This window comes from uncultured Lactobacillus sp. (assembly GCF_947367085.1).
In the GTDB taxonomy this organism is placed as follows: domain Bacteria; phylum Bacillota; class Bacilli; order Lactobacillales; family Lactobacillaceae; genus Lactobacillus.
In genome coordinates, this window is record NZ_CANBCP010000030.1 from 1 (window position 1) to 19,795 (window position 19,795).

Annotated in this window: 21 protein-coding genes and 1 pseudogene; 4 read left to right on the forward strand and 18 right to left on the reverse strand. The window is 35.6% G+C overall.

Features of this window, described 5'->3' with window-relative positions:
• The 4 genes from Q0Y70_RS06130 to murB form a co-directional block, all read right to left on the reverse strand.
• Positions 1-643, reverse strand: a 643-nt coding sequence (locus tag Q0Y70_RS06130) for an ABC transporter permease (RefSeq protein ID WP_297818267.1), incomplete at its 3' end; no start/stop codon positions are given.
• Positions 640-1,458 carry an ABC transporter permease gene (locus Q0Y70_RS06135; RefSeq protein WP_297818270.1) on the reverse strand — a complete coding sequence of 273 codons (819 nt, stop codon included), beginning with the start codon at positions 1,456-1,458 and terminating at the stop codon, positions 640-642. The genes Q0Y70_RS06135 and Q0Y70_RS06130, both read right to left, overlap by 4 nt.
• A complete protein-coding gene (locus Q0Y70_RS06140; RefSeq protein WP_297818274.1) occupies positions 1,445-2,557 on the reverse strand; it encodes an ABC transporter ATP-binding protein in 1,113 nt (370 codons plus the stop codon). Before Q0Y70_RS06140 ends, Q0Y70_RS06135 begins: the two co-directional genes overlap by 14 nt.
• Positions 2,558-2,614: 57 nt before the next feature.
• Positions 2,615-3,520, reverse strand: coding sequence for a UDP-N-acetylmuramate dehydrogenase (gene murB, locus Q0Y70_RS06145; protein ID WP_297818279.1), 906 nt, complete (start codon positions 3,518-3,520; stop codon positions 2,615-2,617).
• Positions 3,521-3,624: 104 nt separating this feature from the next.
• Between murB and Q0Y70_RS06150 the strand changes: the two genes are divergently transcribed.
• Entirely contained in the window at positions 3,625-4,158 is a 534-nt protein-coding gene (locus Q0Y70_RS06150) for a 3'-5' exonuclease (protein ID WP_297818282.1), read from the forward strand.
• Positions 4,159-4,175: 17 nt separating this feature from the next.
• On the opposite strand, the gene tsaE is transcribed toward Q0Y70_RS06150, so the two are convergent.
• From tsaE to Q0Y70_RS06165, 3 genes are read right to left on the reverse strand one after another with little or no spacing between them, the layout of a single operon-like run.
• On the reverse strand, positions 4,176-4,655 hold the full coding sequence (gene tsaE / locus Q0Y70_RS06155) for a tRNA (adenosine(37)-N6)-threonylcarbamoyltransferase complex ATPase subunit type 1 TsaE (RefSeq protein WP_297818286.1): 480 nt from the start codon (positions 4,653-4,655) through the stop codon (positions 4,176-4,178).
• 4 nt (positions 4,656-4,659) lie between these two features.
• Positions 4,660-5,634, reverse strand: coding sequence for a phosphate acetyltransferase (gene pta, locus Q0Y70_RS06160; RefSeq protein ID WP_297818289.1), 975 nt, complete (start codon positions 5,632-5,634; stop codon positions 4,660-4,662).
• A 58-nt stretch (positions 5,635-5,692) separates the two neighbouring features.
• On the reverse strand, positions 5,693-6,388 hold the full coding sequence (locus Q0Y70_RS06165) for a uracil-DNA glycosylase (protein WP_297818292.1): 696 nt from the start codon (positions 6,386-6,388) through the stop codon (positions 5,693-5,695).
• A gap of 75 nt (positions 6,389-6,463) precedes the next feature.
• On the opposite strand from Q0Y70_RS06165, the gene Q0Y70_RS06170 reads away from it, so the two are divergent.
• Together Q0Y70_RS06170 and Q0Y70_RS06175 are read left to right on the forward strand one after the other, a co-directional pair.
• Positions 6,464-7,330 carry a Cof-type HAD-IIB family hydrolase gene (locus Q0Y70_RS06170; protein ID WP_297818295.1) on the forward strand — a complete coding sequence of 289 codons (867 nt, stop codon included), beginning with the start codon at positions 6,464-6,466 and terminating at the stop codon, positions 7,328-7,330.
• A 1-nt stretch (position 7,331) separates the two neighbouring features.
• Positions 7,332-7,844 carry a hypothetical protein gene (locus Q0Y70_RS06175; protein ID WP_297818298.1) on the forward strand — a complete coding sequence of 171 codons (513 nt, stop codon included), beginning with the start codon at positions 7,332-7,334 and terminating at the stop codon, positions 7,842-7,844.
• On the opposite strand, the gene Q0Y70_RS06180 is transcribed toward Q0Y70_RS06175, so the two are convergent.
• The 10 genes and pseudogenes from Q0Y70_RS06180 to Q0Y70_RS06225 form a co-directional block, all read right to left on the reverse strand.
• Positions 7,841-8,431, reverse strand: a complete 591-nt coding sequence (locus Q0Y70_RS06180) for a hypothetical protein (protein ID WP_297818304.1) — start codon at positions 8,429-8,431, stop codon at positions 7,841-7,843. The two genes, Q0Y70_RS06175 and Q0Y70_RS06180, sit on opposite strands and share 4 nt — an antisense overlap.
• Positions 8,432-8,530: 99 nt before the next feature.
• On the reverse strand, positions 8,531-9,097 hold the full coding sequence (locus tag Q0Y70_RS06185) for a GNAT family N-acetyltransferase (protein ID WP_297818309.1): 567 nt from the start codon (positions 9,095-9,097) through the stop codon (positions 8,531-8,533).
• 2 nt (positions 9,098-9,099) lie between these two features.
• Positions 9,100-9,558 carry an SsrA-binding protein SmpB gene (gene smpB / locus Q0Y70_RS06190; RefSeq protein ID WP_276804796.1) on the reverse strand — a complete coding sequence of 153 codons (459 nt, stop codon included), beginning with the start codon at positions 9,556-9,558 and terminating at the stop codon, positions 9,100-9,102.
• A gap of 10 nt (positions 9,559-9,568) precedes the next feature.
• Positions 9,569-11,902 (reverse strand): annotated as a pseudogene (gene rnr / locus Q0Y70_RS06195) (ribonuclease R).
• A 73-nt stretch (positions 11,903-11,975) separates the two neighbouring features.
• A complete protein-coding gene (secG, locus tag Q0Y70_RS06200) occupies positions 11,976-12,209 on the reverse strand; it encodes a preprotein translocase subunit SecG (protein ID WP_297818316.1) in 234 nt (77 codons plus the stop codon).
• A gap of 221 nt (positions 12,210-12,430) precedes the next feature.
• A complete protein-coding gene (gene eno / locus Q0Y70_RS06205) occupies positions 12,431-13,729 on the reverse strand; it encodes a phosphopyruvate hydratase (RefSeq protein ID WP_297818319.1) in 1,299 nt (432 codons plus the stop codon).
• Between the two features lie 52 nt (positions 13,730-13,781).
• A complete protein-coding gene (gene tpiA, locus Q0Y70_RS06210) occupies positions 13,782-14,537 on the reverse strand; it encodes a triose-phosphate isomerase (RefSeq protein WP_297818322.1) in 756 nt (251 codons plus the stop codon).
• A gap of 19 nt (positions 14,538-14,556) precedes the next feature.
• Positions 14,557-15,771, reverse strand: coding sequence for a phosphoglycerate kinase (pgk, locus tag Q0Y70_RS06215; protein WP_297818325.1), 1,215 nt, complete (start codon positions 15,769-15,771; stop codon positions 14,557-14,559).
• 103 nt (positions 15,772-15,874) lie between these two features.
• Complete coding sequence (gap, locus tag Q0Y70_RS06220; protein ID WP_297818335.1) at positions 15,875-16,891, reverse strand: type I glyceraldehyde-3-phosphate dehydrogenase; 1,017 nt, start codon at positions 16,889-16,891, stop codon at positions 15,875-15,877.
• A gap of 51 nt (positions 16,892-16,942) precedes the next feature.
• Positions 16,943-17,974, reverse strand: coding sequence for a sugar-binding transcriptional regulator (locus Q0Y70_RS06225; RefSeq protein ID WP_297818338.1), 1,032 nt, complete (start codon positions 17,972-17,974; stop codon positions 16,943-16,945).
• Between the two features lie 509 nt (positions 17,975-18,483).
• Here Q0Y70_RS06225 and clpP point away from each other — a divergent pair.
• Positions 18,484-19,068: an ATP-dependent Clp endopeptidase proteolytic subunit ClpP gene (gene clpP / locus Q0Y70_RS06230; RefSeq protein WP_220024495.1), complete on the forward strand. Its 585-nt coding sequence runs from the start codon at positions 18,484-18,486 to the stop codon at positions 19,066-19,068.
• Between the two features lie 42 nt (positions 19,069-19,110).
• Here clpP and whiA read toward each other — a convergent pair.
• On the reverse strand, positions 19,111-19,795 hold a 685-nt coding region (gene whiA / locus Q0Y70_RS06235; RefSeq protein ID WP_297818345.1), incomplete at its 5' end, for a DNA-binding protein WhiA.

Consider the following 19,795-nt stretch of genomic DNA (forward strand, 5'->3'; position numbering starts at 1 on the left):
GAGTAGTAAAACCATTTCCTGTTACAAAAAAGGTTACTGCAAAATCATCAAGAGAATAAGTCAAAGCCATAAAAAAGCCTGCCAAAATACCTGGAGTGATTGCAGGTAAAGTTATTTTTGAAAAAGTCTGCCAAGAATTTGCACCTAAATCTGCAGCTGCATCAACTAATGAGTGATCAAATTCCTTAAGCCGTGGTAAAACCATCAAAACTACAATTGGAATAGAAAAAGCTATATGGCTCAATAAAACCGATCCAAATCCTAAACCAATACCCAAAGCGGTAAAAAAGATCAAAAAGCTTGCTCCAATAATAACATCAGGTGAAACCATTAAAACATTATTGAGTGCTAAAAAACTCTTTTTCATCTTTTTAGATTTAGTTTGATCAATTGCAATTGCGCCAAAAGTTCCAATAATTGTTGCAATCAGACTAGAAAGCAAGGCTAAAACAATAGTTTCTAAAAAAATAGCCAATAAGCGATTATCACTAAATAAATCTTGATAATGTGCCCAAGTAAAATGTTCAAAATGGTCCATATTTTGTCCACTTGAAAAAGAATAGTAAATCAAATAAAAAATGGGCAAATACAACAAAAACAAAACTAGTGCCAGATAAATACGTGAAATTTTTATATGTTTCAAAGTTCTATCCTCTTTTTACGGTGATGACTATCAGAAGATGTAGTGATCAGCATTACGACAACCATCAAGAAAATCAAGATAACGCCAATAGTCGATCCCATCGGCCAATTCATAGTGGTCATAAAGTACTCTTCGATAGCAGTCCCCAGTGTAATAACTCGATTTCCTCCAATCAAGCGAGTAAGCATAAATAATGACAAAGATGGGATAAAAACAGCTTGTACTCCAGCTTCTACGCCACTTTTTGATAGCGGCCATAAAACTTTAATAAAGGTTTGCCACTTATTAGCCCCCAAATCACGGGCTGCTTGAATAACTGCGGGATCAATATCCGCAATTGCATTATAAATGGGTAAAATCATAAAAGGAATTTCGATATAAGCTGCTACAAAAATAAAAGCAAAATTTGTAAACAAAATATTTTTAGGACCAATTCCAAAGAGGTCTAAAAACTTGTTAACTAAACCATGTTGACCAAAAATGCCGATAAAGGCATAAGCTTTGAGCAATAAGTTTATCCATGTCGGCAAAATAATTAACAGTAACCAGAATTGCTGATTTTTCAATTGGCTTAAAATATAGGCAACCGGATACGAAACTAACAACGTAAATAAAGTAATCAAAAATGCATACCAAAAAGAATTCAAGGTCATTCTTAAAAATGTTCCGTCAACAAAAAACTGCCTAAAATTGTTCAAACTGAAACCATGACCATCAGAAAACGCATTAATGGTAATTAATACTATTGGAGCAATTACGAATAAAATTAACCACACAACATATGGTATGACAAAGATCATCCTACTTTTCTTCATCTTCTTGGTCCTCATCTCCTTCATATGCTTCAAGCCTTCTATCAAATTCTGCTTCACTTTCACCAAAGCGCATTACGTGAATATCTTCTGGATCAAAGAATAAACCGATTTCTTTACCTATCTCAGTTGAGTTAGTAGAATGAATCAGCCACTCATTTTCATCACTGTCTTTAGCCTTTATTTCAAAGTGATCACCCAAAAACAACTGACTTTCTACATGAACACGTAATTTTCCATCTTTAATATCAACTATATCTAAATCTTCCGGCCGCAAAACCACTTCAACTTTTTCTCCTGGCTTGATACCAGCATCTGCACATTCAAAACGATGGTTACCAAATTCGACCTCGTAGTCCTTAATCATTCTTCCAGTCAAAATATTCGAATCACCGATAAAGCGAGCTACAAAATCATTTACTGGCTCATCGTAAATATCTACAGGACTACCACTTTGCTGAATTTTTCCTTCATTGAGGACAAATATCTCATCACTCATCGCTAATGCTTCTTCTTGATCGTGAGTAACAAAAATAAAGGTAATCCCTAGTTTTTTTTGAATTTCTCGTAATTCAAATTGCATATCTTTACGCAATCTCTTATCTAAAGCAGATAAAGACTCATCTAAAAGTAAAACCTGCGGTTCGTTAACTAAGGCTCTTGCAATAGCAACACGTTGCTGCTGACCACCAGATAATTCTGAAATTTCTCGACTAGCATAGCCATCTAGTTGAACCATGTGTAAAGCCTCTTTAACGGCCATCTTGATTTCTTGTTTATCCTTTTTCTTAAGCTGTAGACCAAAAGCAACATTTTCAAACACATTCATATGCGGGAAAAGCGCATAGTTTTGAAAAACAGTATTGATCTGACGCTTAGATGCATCCAAGTGCGTAATATCTTGTCCATCAAAAAAGACTTTTCCTTTAGTTGGTTCACTAAAACCAGCAATAATTCTTAAAATAGTTGTTTTACCTGATCCTGAAGGACCTAATAAAGAATAAAATTTTCCTGACTCAATTTTAAGATTAATGTTTTTTAAAGCAACAAAGCCATCATCATATTCTTTTCTAACATGTTCTAACTTTATAATATCTTTCATCCCAAATTCACCCATTAAAAAAGCTGCAAGTCTTGACACTTGTAGCTTTAAGACTCTTTAGTCCTTTTGTTTTCCAATAATTCTAACTTCTGTTTCTAACTTCACATCAAATTTCTCTAAAATTTCTCTTTGAATTAAATGAATCAAGTTCAAATAATCAGTTGCCGTAGCTCCACCAACATTAATAATAAAACCAGCATGCTTCATGGAATCTTCTGCACCACCGATTCTCTTACCTTGAAGGCCTGCTTTAATAATCATCGGTCCTACATAATGGCCTTTTGGACGCTTAAAGACACTCCCACAAGATGGATATTCTAAAGGTTGTTTTGCTCTTCTTAAACCATTGAAATATTCCATTTTATCCTTAATAGCCAATTTATCGCCAGGTTCAAGGCCAAATGTTGCGCTAACCACAATATCGCCATTATCTTGAACAACCGAATAACGATAACCAAAATTCATTTCATCATGTGTATAAGTCTTAAATTCACCATTACGTGTCAAAACTTTAACAGACTTGATTACAAACTCGGTTTCACCGCCATAAGCGCCTGCGTTCATAAAGACTGCACCACCGACGCTACCAGGAATTCCAGCCGCAAATTCTAATCCGGTTAAACCAGCCTGACAAGCTTTTTCGGAAGTATCGATAATTCTCGCCCCAGCATCAGCAGTCACTGTATAATTCTTTTTATCAGCTGTAATTTTATTCATTTTGGTTAAAATTAAAACTAAACCATCAATTCCACCATCACGAATAATTAAATTAGAAGCATTTCCTATCACGGTTAATTCAATACCTAATTCTTTAGTTGTTTCAACTAATTTTTTCAGTTCCGATAGATCCTTAGGAAAAGCCAAAAACTCAGCAGGACCACCAGTTTGAGTAAAAGTGAATCGACTCAGTGGAACATTTTCTTGAATATCAATCCCCTGTTTTTGTAAATCCATTAACTTCATTTTTAGCGGCTCCTTTTATTGGTTATATCCATATAATCATAACTCAAAAAAGGTCTATTAATCTACCATATGCTATACTAAAAATAAATAAAAAGGAGATTACTATGAATTTTACTGCAATGGACTTTGAAACAGCTAATCATTATCCAGAAAGTGCCTGTTCACTAGCCTTAGTTTTGGTGCGAGATAATAAGATTATCGACCAATTTTATACTGTGATTAATCCACAGATGCCTTTTGATGGCCAAAATATAAAAGTTCATGGCATTAATGCTGATGATGTTAAGAATGCGCCAACAATGGCTGAGGTTTGGCCAAAAATCAAACCTCTATTTCAGCCAGGGATGTTAGTTGCCGCTCATAATGCTCGTTTTGATTGTAATGTCATGGAAAAATCTCTTGCCCGCTATGACATTAAAACTCCACATTATATGGCTATTGACACTTTAGCTAGCAGTAAATTATTTGAACCAGATTTAGAAAATCATAAGCTCGATACAGTCTCTGAAGCTTTAAATATTAATTTATGGCATCATCATAATGCTTTAAGCGATAGTCAAGCTTGTGCAGAAATTTTAATTAAACAAAATGAACAGTTCGGTGATGAGCCTATAAAAAAAATAGTTAAGCTTGTTTAAAACTTAACTAGTTTTTTCTATTTATCAAATTCTTGTAATACGCTGTCCCACCACTGTTTATTACGAATACCTTTTGCTTTTACTTCAATTATTCGCTTAGTTGAATTCCATGAATCATCTACTCTTTTAATTGTTAGCTGTAAATAATCATCAGGTAAAGAATCAATAATAAACTGTGGCCACTCAATGACTACCAAACCATCTTCAGCTAAATAAGCTGGCATATCAATACTAGACAAGTCCCCATCTTCTAGACGATACATATCCATATGAAAAAGTGGCATTTTTCCTTCTCGATATTCTCGGACAATCGTAAAAGTTGGACTTTTAACAGGACGTTTAATTCCAAGCGCACGGGCAATTCCTTTAGTCAAAGTGGTCTTGCCTGCTCCTAAATCTCCATTGAGTAAAAGCAAATCATGACCTTGGGCCTTTTGCCCTAGAAGTTGTCCAAGTTTTTGCATTTGCTGGTCTGAATCAATTTCAATACTTGCCATATTCTTACTCCATATTAGCTTGAGCAGCAGTTAGAATTCCAAGCAAGAATACATCTTCACTGCTTGCTCCTCTAGACAAGTCATTAATTGGTGCAGCTAAACCTTGTAATACTGGACCTACGGCTTGATAGTTCCCCATTCTTTGGGCTACTTTGTAAGCAATATTTCCAGATTGTAATTCAGGGAAAATAAAGACATTTGCGTGACCTGCAACACTTGATCCTGGAGCTTTTGACTCACCAACTGCTGGAACAAATGCAGCATCAAATTGTAATTCTCCATCACAAGCAATTTCAGGATGTTTTTCATGCATAATTTCAGTAGCCTCGACAACTTTTTCAACCATTGGTCCTTGAGCCGATCCCTTTGTTGAAAAACTTAACATTGCTACTTTAGGATCCATTTTAAGCATTTTAGCCGTCTGAGCAGATTGATAAGCTATTTCGGCTAAAGTTTCACTATCTGGATCAATATTGATCGCACAATCTGCAAAGATGTATTTTTCATCATCTTTTTCCATAATCATTGCCCCAGAAACGCGACTCATATTCTTCTTTGTTTTAATAATTTGTAAGGCTGGACGCACTGTATCAGCGGTAGAATGTGTAGCGCCAGATACCATTCCATCAGCTTTCTTTTCATAAACCAGCATAGTACCAAAATAAGATGGCTGCTCAAGCATCTTGCGACATTGTTCTTCGCTATTTTTGCCATTTCTTAGATCTACAAGATCTGCCAGCATTTTATCAAAGCCATTATAATTGGCCATATCAATGATTTCGATTGAACCTAAGTCAATATTTGCTTTTTGAGCTGCAGCAGTAACTGCTTTGGGGTTTCCTAAGACTATTGGTTCTAAATAGCCACCTTCATTTAGTCTTGCAGCTGCATTTAAAATACGGCTATCAGTTCCTTCAGGAAAAACAATGGTCTTCTTATTTTCAAGCGCCTTATTTTTTAATAATTCAAATACTTTCATTAATTGGACCTCACTTTTTTCTTTTTATTTTACCTTAATCAAAGCATGATATAAAATTTTAAACTACTTCATTCTCACTTACTTCTGCTGGCAGTTGCCAATCAATTGGATTTTCACCGTATGACAATAAAGCCTTATTGCATTTTGAAAATGGACGTGAACCAAAAAATCCACGATTAGCTGAAAAAGGACTCGGATGAGGAGATTTAATTATAGTGTTTTTACTAGTGTCAATTAAGGGAATCTTATTTTGAGCAAACCTACCCCATAAAATAAAAACCACCTTACCTCGAGCACTTAAAGCTTTGATTGCCGCATCTGTCACTAGTTCCCAACCTTTTCCCTGATGACCATTTGCATGTCCATATGGAACTGTCAAAACTGCATTTAAAAGCAAAACTCCTTGGTCTGCCCATTTTTTTAAATATCCATGCTTTACTGGAACTGCGCCAACATCATCATATAATTCCTTATAAATATTTTGTAGAGATGGCGGAAGCGCAATACCAGGATTAACACTAAAACTCATACCGGTTGCCTGTCCCGGATTATGGTATGGATCTTGGCCTAAAATTACTACTTTGGTATCAGCAAAAGATGTTAATTTAAAAGCTGTAAAAATATGATACATATCTGGGAATATCTTTTTTGTCGCATATTCAGTTTTCAAAAAATTATGAAGTTCTTGATATTGTTTACTTTCAAAAACCGGATCTAAAATTTCATCCCAGTCATTTCCAATTAATTTTTTCATCAATACCTTCCTCAATATATTTGTGAATCTGGTTTCATGATATCATAAACATAGAAAGATGTCGGAGGTTAGATCATGATTAAATTAATCGCTAGTGATATGGACGGTACCTTATTAAATTCTAAGATGCAAATTTCCCAAAAAAATATCGATGCAATTAAAAAAGCACAAGCAAACGGTATTGAATTTTTAATAGCTACTGGCCGTGCCCCTGCAGAATCAAAAAAACTTGTTCAAAGTACTGGTGTGAAAACTGGATTCATTAATTTAAATGGAGCTATGGTATTCAACAGCCAAGGCAAACTAATGGTAAAAGAACCAATCAAACGTGATAAAGCTTTAGAGATTATTCACCTTTTAGAAAAAACAGGGTATTATTTTGAAATAATTACCGCCGAACATGTTTATTCAAATTCTCGAATGCATCGAATTGCTAATTTTGCTCATCTCGTTACTGGCTTGAATAAAAATATTAGTTTCAAACGTGCCGTTTCTGTAGCAGCTGGTTCAGATCAAGTCTTAAAGGTTAATTTTGTTAAGGATTATCGAGAGCTTATCTCACAGCCTAATTTCGAAGTTATGAAATTAATAGCATTTAATGATCGTGGCGAAGAGGCTTTTGTTAATATCAAAAAAGATTTATCCAAATTGGGTGATATCGTGGTTACGGCTAGTGGTGCTAATAACATTGAAGTTAACAGTATTAAAGCACAAAAAGGTATTGCTTTAATGGATTATGCTAAATTACGTGGTTATAAAAAACAAGAAGTGGCTGCAATCGGTGATAATTTAAATGATGAATCAATGATCTCAATGGCTGGCTGTGGGGTAGCTATGGCAAATGCCATCCCTAAAATAAAAGAATTAGCCAGCTTTGTAACCAAAAATAATAATGAAGACGGAGTAGCTTATGCGATTGAGCATTTTTTAAGTGAGAAGTAATATGAAATATTATATTTTACTGAATAAAACCAATACATTAGGACAAATTCCCGTTGAAAAAAAGCATAAGACTGATTTCTTTCTTTGTGGAAATTTAGATAATGTAAACCACACTATTGTTTTATATGATAGCTTTCACCATGAATTAGGACGTCTGTACCTTGATAGTAGTTCTAAAATGATTAAATCTTATACAATTGACGTTGTCCATCATTCATTAGTTAAAGTTAAAAAAGTAAATAGTCATCTTGCCAATCTTTTTTATATTACTCGGCTCAATTATTGGGTTAGCGGGAATATCAAAAAGGGAAACTATGCTTTTTATTCAGGCATAAAAAAAGTGGCTAGCGTGGAGACACTGGTCACTTTTGACGGAACGGGGTTATGTTGTTCAATTTCACGTCCAGAGGACGTTCCTTTTATCTTATTAATTAGTATTTTATTTACTCAATGGCACACAACGCCATTAAAATTACCACAACTTAACTTAATGAAGCGACCAGTGTCAGCCTAATCTACATTTAGACGTCGAAACTTCCAATGTTCGTTTTCAAAATTAGTCAAAAGCTCTGAAGTCCGCAAATTTGAATTACACAAAAACTCAAGATGAGCCATGCTTGTTTCTAATTCTTTATAAATTTGTTTTACTTCTCCATAGCAGTCATGAGAAACCCAGTGATATATTCTCTTATAAATAGCATCGGTTTCTCTTTTTAATACCTCTTTTGAAAAAATCGGCTGCTCATCGTGCTTTTCTTTTACAAAATCATGTAAATAATTTTGTAGCTGTTCACAGATACAACGCTTGCTTGCTAGAGAGTAGACATTCTTATAAAAAATTTCTTCTCTCTTAATATGATGAAGCAAGACATAAAAGTTATCCTTGAGCTTGGGATAATTATACATCATCATTTCTTCGCGTATCTTTGAATTGACGCAAATCCCCAAAAAGTAGAACTTGTTTTTGTACTTTTTATAAAATGCCTGTCGATTAAAGCCAGGCATTTGACCTAAAACTTTCGTTATAGATAGCGTTGTTACCTCTTCTTTAGATAACCTTTCGTAAATTAATTCCTGTGCATGTCGAAAATTGATTGGCATACACTAATCCTCCTTACTTTATAGAATAATTCTTAGAAGTACTTAGCATATCAGGTTCTACCAAATAAAGCAATATAAAATTAAAAAGAGTATATAAATTTATACTCTTTTTATCATATGATCATACTTACGCTCACCTATTTGCATAGTAGATACTGTCTCAAAACCTTTATATTCATATAGACGTTGAGCGCGCGGGTTATCCTGATCGACATTTAAGCTAATTACATTATAACCATGTTTCTTAGCTACTTGTGGAGCAATAGCAAGCAAAGAAGATCCAATTCCCTCTCCCCAATGATCAGGGCTAACTGCAAGTGCATCAATATACCATTCACCTGGTAAGGCTTCTTGATCAGTAAAAACTTCAGTTTCTTGGGGTAAATGTGCTTTAGCTAAACTTGGTTTCAATGACATATCAATGATAGCCTGATCTTCGTAGCTATACATGTCAATTAAACCAATCGCCTTATCTTGCCCATCAGTGTCTACCCATATTCGATTTAAAGAATAGCGATAATGATTTGAATAAAACGCTTTTTGCATAAGTTCATAAAACTGACCTTCTGGTAGAGCCTTAATAGTTTTCATATCCATTTCTTCAAATATCTGATTCAATATTGGAAAAACAAATGGAAAATCTCTTCTTTCAGCTTTTCTAATCATTTCTACCTCACACGATATTTTCGACGCAATTCTCGATCTTGGTCTCTCTTTTTAATTGTTTGACGTTTATCATATTGCTTCTTACCTTGACCCACACCGATTAATACTTTCGCAAAGCCATGTTTTATATAAACTTTCAAAGGGATGATGGTCATTCCCTGCTGACTTTGAATACCAGCCAAACGTGCAATTTGTTTTTTGTGTAATAATAATTGACGTTTTCTCAATGGATCATGGTTAAAGATATTCCCCTGCTTATATTCGCTGATATGAACATTTTCTAAGTAGGCATTGCCGTTAATAATCTGAACATAACCATCACGTAAATTAATTCTCCGAGCACGGATTGACTTTATTTCCGTCCCAGTCAAGGCAATCCCAGCTTCTAGAGTCTCCTTAATAAAATAGTCATGTCCAGCTTTTTTATTTTGAGCTATTAAATTGTCTGTTTTTTCTTTCATAATTTTTGTCTTATTTATGATTTACACGAACAGCTGAATTTGTTCTCTTTCTAATGGTAAAACCGTTATTTCTATTATTTGAAGAGCGACGTCTTGAATTATTAGAACGACGACCCTTGTTAAAACTTCTCTTACCTTTATTTCCTTTAGATTGTGGATTCTTTGGAGCATTCGGATCGTAGATTTCAAAGTCGATTTGATGCTGTTCAACATCTGCTCTTATCAACTTAACTTTTATTGGCATCCCAATCTTAAATTGTTTATGCGAATTTCGTCCAGTTAAAGTTAAGGATTTTTCGTCGAAATTATAGAAATCATCATTTAAATTAGAAATGTGGATCAAACCTTCAACAGTATTTGGTAATTGAATAAACATTCCAAAACTAGTTACCGAAGAAACGATTGCATCAAAAGTTTGACCAACTTTATCAGCCATAAATTCAGTCATCTTCAAATCATTGACACTACGTTCAGTATCAATTGAGCGTCTTTCTTGAGTTGAAGTTTGTTCAGCAACTTCTGGTAATTTAGATTTAAAGTGATCTTTTACTTCTTTACCCTTACCTTGCTCAGCATATTGATGAATCATTCTATGTACCATCAAATCTGAATAACGACGAATTGGTGAAGTAAAGTGAGTATAGTATTCAGCTGCCAAACCAAAGTGTCCCAAAGGATCAGGTGAATAGTGAGCTTGTTTTAAGCTGCGAAGCATCATCATTTGAACAACAGCTTCTTCTGGAGTTCCTTCAGTTTTAGAAACAATCTTTTGTAAGTCTTTTGGTTTTACATCATTTGGATCTGCTTTTACATTTAAGCCAAACGCACTCACAAATTCAAAGAAAGACTGCATTTTTTCTTGATCAGGAGTTTCATGAACACGGTATAAAAACGGCAAGTTTTTCTTATAGTAGTCTTCTGCAACCGTTTCATTTGCCATTAACATAAAGGATTCGATCATTTTTTCAGCAGTACCACGTTCATGTAAAACAATATCTGTCGGCTTGCCCTTTTCATCAACAACAATCTTTGCTTCTGGTTCTTCAAAGTCAATTGCTCCGCGCTTATGACGATTGTTGTACAAGATATTATGAAGTTCAGCCATATCTTCAAGCATTGGTTTTAACTTACGATACTTATCTTCTTCAGGATCTGGACGATTTGGATCTAGAGTTTGGTTAACTTTGTTGTAAGTTAATCGACCATGTGATTTCATAACTGAAGGATAAATCTTGTATCCAACACGTTTACCTTCAGGTGTAATTTCCATATCACATGATAAAACTAATCTTTCAACACCTTCATTTAAAGAACAAATTCCGTTAGATAGTCTAAATGGAAGCATAGGAATTACACGATCCACTAAATAAGTACTGTTTCCACGTGCAAATGCTTCCTTATCCAAAGGAGTGCCCTCTTTAACGTAATGAGAAACATCCGCAATATGGACTCCCAATTTGTAGTTGCCATTTGGTAGTTTTTCTACTACAACAGCATCGTCAAAGTCTTTAGAATCGTCTCCGTCAATAGTTACTGCAGGTTGGTCAGTAATATCTATTCTTCCTTTTTTATCTTCTTCAGTTACATGGTCAGCAATAGCATTAGCTTGATCCATCGCTTCTTTAGGCCATTCAGTGCGGATATCATTGTCAACAACAATCGACATAATATCAACACCAGGATCATTTTTATTACCAATAGTCTGCAAAGCTACTGCTTCCATTTCATCTGGTTGATCTTCATCAGGGTACTTTTTAATCGAAATTTGTACCATATCACCCATTTGAGGCTTAAGACCAGTATCTGAAATGTTAATCTTATATTTCTTTAGCTTACGATTTTCGCTTGTTACATAGCCAATAAAACCAGACTTTTCAACTGTTTCATCAGAATAAGGATGAAATTCACCAACTAAAGTTTCAACGCCACGTTCAACAATTTTTTCAATTTTACCTTCTGGTCCTTTACCATTCCAAGGATTAGCTCCAGCTACAATTTTTACTTGTACGCGGTCACCATCAATTGCAAATTGGGTATTATGTTTATCAATGAATACATCTTCAGCTTGTTCATCATCTAATCTAACAAAACCAAATCCCTTATCATTTGCCTTAAAGATACCTTCGACAATGATATTTTCTTGATTTAATTGATATTTCCCTTTACCATTTGTTATTATCTTTTTCTCACGCTCTAAAAATGTTAAAGCTTTGACAAGATCTGAAAATTCGAATCTTTGATCTCTACTTAAATTTCTCTCCAATTCATCTACATCAAATTGAGCTTGAGGATTATGACGGAAGTTTTAATATACTCCAGCCAATAAACGTTCATTTTGTGTCATTTCAACACCTCATTATAAAAATTTTTTAGGCAAAAAAAGAAAAAAGCCATCCTCAAAGAGGCGGCCTTTTCATTTACTTTGATGATAATATTGCCAAAATAATTGCAAGAATGAAGAAGAGTACCAATAATACTCCGGTAATTTTCTCCATTAAAGCCTCAAAACCTCGCTTCTTGGTTTGGCCGCTAAATACTGCACCGCCAGACAAAGCGTTTAAGGCATCTTGTTGCTTTTGCGGCTGCATCAACGTTGCAATAATAATTAAAAAGCTAACGATGATCAGTAGCGTCATGACTAAGTTATACAAAGCGCTGCCTCCATTGCCTAAATATTAACTACTATACGATTTTAACATAAATCGAATTAGAATGCGAAAAATAGTAAATTCATCTTACTCTTAATAACAATATTCATACTTTGTTTCAATTAGTATAACATTACTATTCAATCTTCAAAATAAGATTCTCAATTTAATTGCGAAAAAAATAAAAGATCTCAAAAATTGAGATCTTTTATTAAGACAATTAGTTAAAATTGTTTGTGCAAGTTGTAGAAGCTGTGAATACCCAAGTATTGGCTAGTTGAGCCTAAGGCTTCTTCGATACGCATTAATTGGTTGTACTTAGCAATTCTATCAGTTCTTGACATTGAACCAGTCTTGATTTGACCAGCATTAGTTGCAACAACCAAATCTGCAATAGTAGTATCTTCAGTTTCACCTGAACGGTGAGAAACAACTGCAGTGTAGCCAGCTTCTTTAGCCATTTCAATAGCATCAAAAGTTTCAGTCAAAGTACCAATTTGGTTAACTTTGATCAAGATTGAGTTGGCAACACCCATTTGAATACCCTTCTTCAAGTAGTTGGTGTTAGTAACAAATAAATCATCACCAACGATTTGAACCTTGCTACCTAAACGATCAGTGAAAGTCTTCCAACCTTCCCAATCATTTTCATCAAGAGGATCTTCAACAGAAATTACTGGATATTTATCAACTAAATCTTCGATTAATGAAGTCCATTCTTCAGCAGTATATTCACGGCCATCAGCAACAGTAACGTACTTCTTAGTTTCCTTGTTGTAGAATTCAGAAGCGGCACAGTCAAATGCAATAGCAATGTCTTCACCCGGCTTGTAACCAGCACGTTGAATAGCTTCTACTAAGATTTCGAATGGTTCTTCGTTGTTCTTCAAGTTAGGAGCAAAACCACCTTCATCACCAACAGAAGTTGCTTCGCCACGTTCTTGCAAGATACTCTTCAAAGTGTGGAAAGTTTCTGCACCCATTCTTACAGCTTCGTGAATTGAACTTGCTCCAACAGGCATAATCATGAATTCTTGGATGTCAACGTTGTTATCTGCATGCTTACCACCATTAATAACATTCATCATTGGAGTTGGTAAAACGTGTGCATTTGGTCCACCTAAGTATTCATATAATGGTAAACCAAGTTCATCAGCTGCAGCACGTGCGCTAGCTAATGAAACAGATAAAATTGCGTTAGCACCTAGACGCCCCTTGTTTGGAGTACCATCTAAATCTAACATAGTTTGGTCAATTAAACGTTGATCAGTAACGTCTAATCCAATAACTGCCTTAGCAATTTCACCATTAACATTTTCAACAGCAGTTAATACGCCTTGACCACCAAAACGTGACTTGTCGCCATCTCTTAATTCAACAGCTTCATGTTCACCAGTAGATGCACCAGATGGAACAATAGCACGGCCAAAGCCACCTAATTCAGTATAAACTTCAGCTTCAACAGTAGGGTTACCACGAGAGTCAAGCACTTCGCGTGCGTGAATATCAGTAATTACAGACATGGAAATTCTCCTTTTAAATCCGTTAAAAATAAATTGTTTACAATATTAATAATTAATCTTGGTAGTTAACTAAAGCTAAGAATGATTCTGGATCAAGTGAAGCTCCACCAACTAATCCACCATCAATATCTGGTTTAGACATTAATTCTTTAACATTAGCTGGTTTTACTGAACCACCGTATTGGATACGAACGTTTTCGGCAGTTTCTTCATTGTACAAGTCTTTAACAGTTTCGCGAATAGTCTTGCACATTTCTTCAGCTTGATCAGCAGAAGCAGTCTTACCGGTACCAATAGCCCAGATTGGTTCATATGCGATAACAAGCTTAGAAACTTGTTCTGCAGTTAAACCTTCTAAAGCAGCTTTAATTTGTGAAACTACCCATTCTTCTTGTTTGTTAGCTTCACGAGTTTCAAGTGATTCACCACAACAAATAATTGGAGTTACACCATTAGCAAATAAAGCCTTAGCTTTCTTGTTAATGTCTTCGTCAGTTTCGTGGAAGTAACCACGACGTTCTGAGTGACCAATAATACAGTAGTCAATACCCATTTCGTTTAAAACCTTAGGTGAAGTTTCACCAGTAAATGCACCTTCAACTTCAAAGTATGCATTTTCTGCACCAGTATGTAAGTTTGAACCTTCAGCAGTCTTCTTTAAAACGTAAAGGTCAACTGCAGGTGCAGCAATAACTGATTCAACTTTACTTGGATCTGGTAACTTATCTTTAACAGCGTTAACAAATTCAATAGTTTGTTCTGGGTTCATATGTAACTTCCAGTTACCAGCAATAATTGGTGTACGCATTTAAAAATTCCTCCTAATTTTACTTGTCTGAAACGCAAGCGATTCCTGGTAATTCTTTACCTTCAAGGTAGTTAAGAGAAGCTCCACCACCAGTAGAAATGTGGCTGATCTTAGGAGCAATTCCTAATTGCTTAGCAGCAGCAGTTGAGTCACCACCACCGATAATAGTAACGGCATCCTTCAAATCAGCTAATGCACGACCAACTTCCAAAGTACCTTCTGCGTAATTTGGCATTTCAAATGCACCCATTGGTCCATTCCATACAACAGTCTTAGCATCCTTTAAGATGTCTCTGAATTTTTCAACAGTCTTAGGACCGATATCAAGACCCATTTCATTGTCAGGAATGTCATCACCCACAACTTCGTGAGGAGCATCATTTGAAAATTCGGTTGCTGCAACGTTATCTACTGGTAATACGATCTTGTCGCCAGCCTTTTCAAGCAAACTCTTAGCAAGTTCAACCTTGTCAGCTTCAAACAATGATTTACCAATCTTGTGGCCTTGTGCAGCTAAGAAAGTGTAAGCCATACCACCACCGATTAAAATGTGGTCTGACTTAGGAATTAAGTTTTCAATAACACCAATCTTATCTGATACTTTAGCACCACCAAGAATAGTTACAAATGGGTGAACTGGGTTTTCAACAGCATCACCTAAGAACTTAATTTCTTTTTCAAGTAAGTAACCAGCTGCTGCAGGCTTACCAGCCTTCTTCATAGCAGTTGCAATACCAACGTTTGAAGCGTGACTTCTGTGAGCAGTACCAAATGCGTCGTTTACGAACACATCGCCAAGACTTGCCCAGTATTCACCAAGCTTAGGATCGTTCTTAGATTCACGCTTACCAAAGTCGTTATCGATATCTTGGAATCTAGTGTTTTCAAGAACTACAACGTCACCATCGTTCATCTTGTCGATAGTTTCTTCAACTTCTTTACCTTCATTTTCTGGAACAAAGGTTACAGGCTTGTTCAATAATTCGCTTAAACGTTCTGCAACTGGACGTAATGTTAATTCTTTCTTGTCAGCATCAGATTTAACACGACCCAAGTGACTAAGCAAAATAGCCTTACCACCATGTTCGATGATGTACTTAATAGTTGGTAATGCTGCAACAATACGGTTGTCATCACCGATCACACCGTTCTTAATTGGAACGTTGAAATCAACACGAACTAATACTTTTTTACCTTTAAGATCTTTAAGATCTGAAACAATTAATTTAGCCATTAAACTAATAACCCTCCATGATGGACATTTTGAAAAAAGGCGGAGGAAGCAATTCCCTCCGCCTTCTCTCTGCATAACTTAAACCAATAAATTAAATTAATGATTAAAGAGTAGCAAATTTCAATAAAGTACGAACCATTTGGCAAGTGAATGAGTATTCGTTGTCGTACCAAGCAACAGTCTTAACTAATTGCTTGTCACCTGCAGTAGTTACCATAGTTTGAGTTGGGTCAAAGATTGAACCAGCAGTCATACCTAAAACATCAGTTGAAACGATGTCGTGGTCGTTGTATGCAAATGAAGGACTTTCGTACTTCTTCATAGCTGCGTTAACTTCATCAGCAGTTACGCTCTTACCTAAGATTGAAACTAATTCAGTTACAGAACCATCTGGAACTGGAACACGTTGTGCGTGACCGTTCAACTTACCGTTCAATTCTGGAATTACAAGACCAATGGCCTTAGCAGCACCAGTTGAGTGAGGAATGATGTTGATAGCTGCAGCACGTGCTGAACGGAAGTTACCGCCACGTACAGGACCATCCAAGATCATTTGAGTTGAAGTGTAAGCGTGGATAGTAGTCATAGTACCAACTTCAATGCCGAATTCTTTTTGTAAAGCATTAACCATTGGTGCCAATGAGTTAGTAGTACATGAACCAGCTGAAACGATCTTGTCGTCAGCAGTCAAAGTGTCATCGTTTACTGAGTAAACGATAGTCTTAAGGTCGTTACCTGCAGGAGCTGAAATTAAAACTCTCTTAGCACCAGCCTTAAGGTGAGCTTCTGACTTAGCTTTGCTAGTGTAGAAACCAGTACATTCAAGAACAAAGTCAACACCATCGTTCTTAACCCATGGAATGTTTTGTGCTTGTGGTTCTGCGTATACACGGTATTTCTTGCCGTCTACAACGATTGAGTCGTCAGTAGCTGAAACTTCGTGGTTGAAAGTACCATGAGTTGAGTCGTACTTAAGTAAGTGTGCTAAAAGTGCTGGAGTAGTTAAGTCGTTAATTGCAACAACTTCAATATCCTTTGACTTTTCGCCTAAATCCATAATACGACGGAATGCTAAACGACCGATACGGCCGAAACCGTTAATACCAATTTTAACTGTCATATCCAATATTCCTCCTTAGGAATCTATGTAACAATTTATTTTAAACGGGAATTACTTCCCCTTTAAAACCATATTTGAGGCTCCTTCATCTGTGATTAACCACGTCTGTTTTGGAGCATGATGCATGTAAGCTTGAATTGCCTTAGCCTTTTTTGAACCTGAAGCAATTGCAAATACATGAGGTATTTTATCAAGATCTTCCAATTGTAAACCTATCCTTGGAATTCTCTCTACTAATCTGCCTTGCTGGTCGAAGAAATACCCGAAACATTCGGCCACAGCGCCTTTTTCACGTAGACGTGATTTAGTAATAACATCTAAATTACGTCGTTTAGCCATTTCTTCAGCTAAACCGATTCCATGAATGGCGACATCACTATTATAAATGTTTGAAATCGCATTCGCAATGTCTGAATCCTGAATTAGTAAATTTAAAGCTTCAGCGGAAACATTTTCAGGAAGATAAAGTCCCTGATGCTTTCCACCAGTACGAGAAGCCATCACTTGAGCAACAGTATTGCTTTGAAATTCAACACTTTCGCCTAGTGCTCCTCTGCCAGGCACAAATAGCAAATCGCGATAACGACTTAGCCTTGGAGATAAATTGGCTCCAACCTTTGCTGTAGTCATACCTCCTAAAACCGTGATGATGTTTTTTCCTAGTGGCATTAAAAGATCTAGCGCTGAATTAAGCTGTTCACTCATTAAATCAAACACACGACTTTGCCGATCACTATCTCCAGGAACCACAATAGCTCTATCAATCCCCAGTTTTTGTGCAAGCTTTTTTTCAATTTGACTTGCATTAAATAAACGATCGATCAAAGGAGCAGCCTCTTTCAAGGTACGCTCTCCTTTATCTGTAAGAACCATCCCATAACTTCTAACTTCAATTAGTCCAAGTTGTTTTAAATAATCAGTTTCAGTTCGAATATTTCTCTCACTTAATCCCAACTTCTTAGCTACAACTCTTCTACCTACTGGAGCCATTATAGAAATCTGTTCCAACACTAGAAAACGTTGTCGAACTATTTTTAGAACATCGGGAACTAAGTTTTGTAACAAGGTTAAATCCGAGTCCATAACTAGCTCCTTCTATTGGGATCATTTTTGTCCCAAGCTGTGTCGCTAAGCGACCCAAAAACACTAAAAATATTAGAGAAATGTTGAATTACTTTAAATTCTTCACTTCTCTTTTCGACATTTTTAGTATAGCAATATGCTTTTTAGAATTCAACCCTAAAACTTGCCTTTATCAAAACATAATTATCTTGGAGAAGACTTTAAAATTTGTTACAATATTATAAGTTAAGTTCCCTTAGTGTAATGGATCGCACGTAAGATTCCGGTTCTTAAAATCTCAGTTCGACTCTGAGGGGGAGCACCTAAATATCAGTGCTAATTGCTGATATATCAATATTTATGTTTTATATTTGACAAATATTTGTCAAAAACAATTTCTTTATTATTTAAAACGGGTTTAGTCCCGTTTTTTATTTTACCTAAAAATAGTTGACCCACCTGTTTTTGTGTGGTTTAATTAGCACTGTACTAATTAGAGTGCTAATTTTAATTTTTAGGAGGTAAAATTAATGCTCGTACCAACAGTTATTGAACAAACAGCACGCGGTGAACGTGCTTATGACATTTATTCACGACTTTTAAAAGACAGAATTATTATGCTTAGCGGTGAAATCAACGACCAAATGGCAAACTCAATCATCGCTCAATTACTTTTCCTTGATGCTCAAGACAATACTAAAGACATTTCTCTTTACATTAACTCACCAGGTGGTGTAATTACTTCTGGTCTTGCAATTATGGACACCATGAATTTTATTAAATCAGATGTTTCTACTATTGCAATTGGTATGGCTGCTTCAATGGCATCTATTCTTTTGACTAGTGGTACTAAGGGAAAGCGTTTTGCTTTACCTAACTCAACTGTTTTAATTCACCAACCTTTAGGTGGTGCTCAAGGTCAACAAACCGACATTCAAATTGCTGCTAATGAAATCTTAAAGAACCGTAAGAAGATTAACGAAATTTTACACGAAACTACCGGTCAACCTTTGGAAAAAATCCAAAAGGATACTGAACGTGACAACTATCTTACTGCTGAAGAAGCTAAAGAATATGGTTTGATCGACGAAATTATGGTTAATAAGAAAAAATAGAAATTGATATTACAATAAAAAGCGAGTCAAATTGACTCGCTTTTATTTTGCTCTTATTTGTTCAGCTAATTCATGTATTTTATGAAATCGATGATTAACACCAGATTTTGATATTGGCCCGTCAGGAACCTTTTGAGCAACTTCTTTTAACGACAATTCAGGATTCTCAAGTCTGAATCTGGCTAAAATTGCTAATTTTTCAGGTAAATTGTCCAATCCACCATTGTCTTGAATTAATTGAATGTCTTCGACTTGTTTAGCTGCAGCATTAGCTGTTTTTTTCAAATTGGCAGTATCACAGTTAACCAAACGATTAACAGAATTACGCATATCGCGCATGATCCTCAAATCTTCAAAAGCTAACATCGCATTAACTGCTCCGACTATATGAAGAAAGTCGCCAATTTTTTCAGCTTCTTTAAGATAAACAATATAACCGCTTCTTCTCTTTGTTTTTTTAGCATTCAAATAGAAATATTTATTCATCAATTCAGCCAAATCATTATTGTGATTTTCATATAAAGAATAGATTTCTAAATGATACCGACTAGTTTCTGGATTGTTCACACTTCCAGAAGCTAGAAAAGCTCCTCGTAAATAAGACATGGCTCTTTGCTCAGAGTCCATTATCTTTTTAGGGATCCCAGTAACAAGTCCCAATTCATCATCAATAACTTGTAAGTCTTTTAATATAAATTTGACATCTTTTTGTAGACGAACTAGATAC

What these genes read in the sequence shown, in the direction of transcription:
- smpB (WP_276804796.1), bottom strand. Translation starts at nt 9,558, where the DNA reads ATGAAAGAAAAAACAGACAATTTAATAGCTCAAAATAAAAAAGCTGGA.
- Q0Y70_RS06180 (WP_297818304.1), bottom strand. Translation starts at nt 8,431, where the DNA reads ATGCCAATCAATTTTCGACATGCACAGGAATTAATTTACGAAAGGTTA.
- Q0Y70_RS06165 (WP_297818292.1), bottom strand. Translation starts at nt 6,388, where the DNA reads ATGAAAAAATTAATTGGAAATGACTGGGATGAAATTTTAGATCCGGTT.
- tpiA (WP_297818322.1), bottom strand. Translation starts at nt 14,537, where the DNA reads ATGCGTACACCAATTATTGCTGGTAACTGGAAGTTACATATGAACCCA.
- Q0Y70_RS06150 (WP_297818282.1), top strand. Translation starts at nt 3,625, where the DNA reads ATGAATTTTACTGCAATGGACTTTGAAACAGCTAATCATTATCCAGAA.
- eno (WP_297818319.1), bottom strand. Translation starts at nt 13,729, where the DNA reads ATGTCTGTAATTACTGATATTCACGCACGCGAAGTGCTTGACTCTCGT.
- pta (WP_297818289.1), bottom strand. Translation starts at nt 5,634, where the DNA reads ATGAAAGTATTTGAATTATTAAAAAATAAGGCGCTTGAAAATAAGAAG.
- tsaE (WP_297818286.1), bottom strand. Translation starts at nt 4,655, where the DNA reads ATGGCAAGTATTGAAATTGATTCAGACCAGCAAATGCAAAAACTTGGA.
- Q0Y70_RS06170 (WP_297818295.1), top strand. Translation starts at nt 6,464, where the DNA reads ATGATTAAATTAATCGCTAGTGATATGGACGGTACCTTATTAAATTCT.
- Q0Y70_RS06135 (WP_297818270.1), bottom strand. Translation starts at nt 1,458, where the DNA reads ATGAAGAAAAGTAGGATGATCTTTGTCATACCATATGTTGTGTGGTTA.
- pgk (WP_297818325.1), bottom strand. Translation starts at nt 15,771, where the DNA reads ATGGCTAAATTAATTGTTTCAGATCTTAAAGATCTTAAAGGTAAAAAA.
- clpP (WP_220024495.1), top strand. Translation starts at nt 18,484, where the DNA reads ATGCTCGTACCAACAGTTATTGAACAAACAGCACGCGGTGAACGTGCT.
- Q0Y70_RS06175 (WP_297818298.1), top strand. Translation starts at nt 7,332, where the DNA reads ATGAAATATTATATTTTACTGAATAAAACCAATACATTAGGACAAATT.
- Q0Y70_RS06140 (WP_297818274.1), bottom strand. Translation starts at nt 2,557, where the DNA reads ATGAAAGATATTATAAAGTTAGAACATGTTAGAAAAGAATATGATGAT.
- Q0Y70_RS06185 (WP_297818309.1), bottom strand. Translation starts at nt 9,097, where the DNA reads ATGATTAGAAAAGCTGAAAGAAGAGATTTTCCATTTGTTTTTCCAATA.
- Q0Y70_RS06225 (WP_297818338.1), bottom strand. Translation starts at nt 17,974, where the DNA reads ATGGACTCGGATTTAACCTTGTTACAAAACTTAGTTCCCGATGTTCTA.
- murB (WP_297818279.1), bottom strand. Translation starts at nt 3,520, where the DNA reads ATGAAGTTAATGGATTTACAAAAACAGGGGATTGATATTCAAGAAAAT.
- gap (WP_297818335.1), bottom strand. Translation starts at nt 16,891, where the DNA reads ATGACAGTTAAAATTGGTATTAACGGTTTCGGCCGTATCGGTCGTTTA.